This window comes from Brunnivagina elsteri CCALA 953, assembly GCF_002289455.1.
GTDB classification, from domain to species: Bacteria; Cyanobacteriota; Cyanobacteriia; order Cyanobacteriales; family Nostocaceae; genus Brunnivagina; species Brunnivagina elsteri.
In genome coordinates, this window is sequence record NZ_NTFS01000785.1 from 1 (window position 1) to 1,130 (window position 1,130).

The 1,130-nt window shown below is 38.6% G+C and carries 1 protein-coding gene; it reads right to left on the reverse strand.

The window, feature by feature from the left end:
* Nucleotides 1-73 precede the first annotated feature (73 nt).
* The gene (locus CK510_RS30665) at nt 74-787 is read right to left on the reverse strand and encodes a rubrerythrin family protein (RefSeq protein WP_095725160.1); all 714 of its coding nucleotides are present in this window, start codon (nt 785-787) and stop codon (nt 74-76) included.
* Between the last annotated feature and the right edge of the window lie 343 nt (nt 788-1,130).

Genomic DNA, 1,130 nt, shown 5'->3' on the forward strand with positions numbered 1-1,130 from the left:
ACTTTTACCTCGAAAAAATACAACACTATTATTGTATGATAAAAGTTCCTTAAAAACTCACAAAGTCAACAGCCTAGGCTACTGCTGCTTCTTCGTAAGGTAAAAACATCTTCTTCTGGGCACCACAAATTGGACATTTCCAATCTTCAGGAATTGCATCAAAAGGTGTTCCTGCCACAATTCCCGAATCTATATCCCCTTCTACTGGATCGTAAATCATCGAACATTGACGACAAATCCATTTTTGTGTCGCTGGATTTCCACTTTTTGCTTTTGGTGCTGCGGAAATTCCATCTAAAGCCTGTAAAGCTTCAGTATATTGACTTGCGTGATGATTTTCAATACTCGTTAAAAACCCAAAATTACTAGCAGCTTTGCGGAAAATCTGAGCATGTTCGCGAGATTCCGCTTCCTGTGCTTCAAATTCAATTACCGCATTCCCATCCCGATCTGCACGCGCTTCTTTAGCAAATTCAGGATACATTGTCATATACTCGTATGTCTCACCTGCAATCGCCAATTCTAAACACCGAGATGCGATCGCTTTCTTCTCTTCTGCGGTTATTGACACTCCATCCTCTACTACCAATTCCGGATGCATCAAGCGAAAATGGGCAAATGCATGTTCCGTTTCCTGATTCGCTGTTTCTCGGAACAATTTCGCTAATTCTCCCATTCCCAACTTGCGAACCACTTCCGCAAAAAATAGGTACTTCCGATTTGCCATCGATTCTCCACCAAAAGCCGCATCTAAGTTTTTGGCGGTATTCGAGTTTGTTAAATCCATAGTATGAATGTTCTCTCTCGTTCCAAGGTTGTTTAAATTAATCCGTACTCATAACGAGTATGATTACATTATATTATCTGCTGAGAGTTAAAAAGGAAAATTTTGATGATTTTTCTTCTGTTTTAATTTCTAATTGAATAAATCTTCCTAAAGAGGGATGCCTAAAATCACCATAATAAAAATTTAATTATCATTTTGATTCGTAGTTATACTACAGGCATTAAAAACGGCTAATAGTTCATCATGAGCCGTATTCCCCGATTAATAACTGAGATTTTTCTTGTTGCGATCGCAAAGCGGCATCCTTGATGCATCGCATTCATGGTACAATTGCACTATTAAT

Coding starts and splice junctions, on each gene's coding strand:
- CK510_RS30665 (WP_095725160.1), bottom strand. CDS start 787: ATGGATTTAACAAACTCGAATACCGCCAAAAACTTAGATGCGGCTTTT.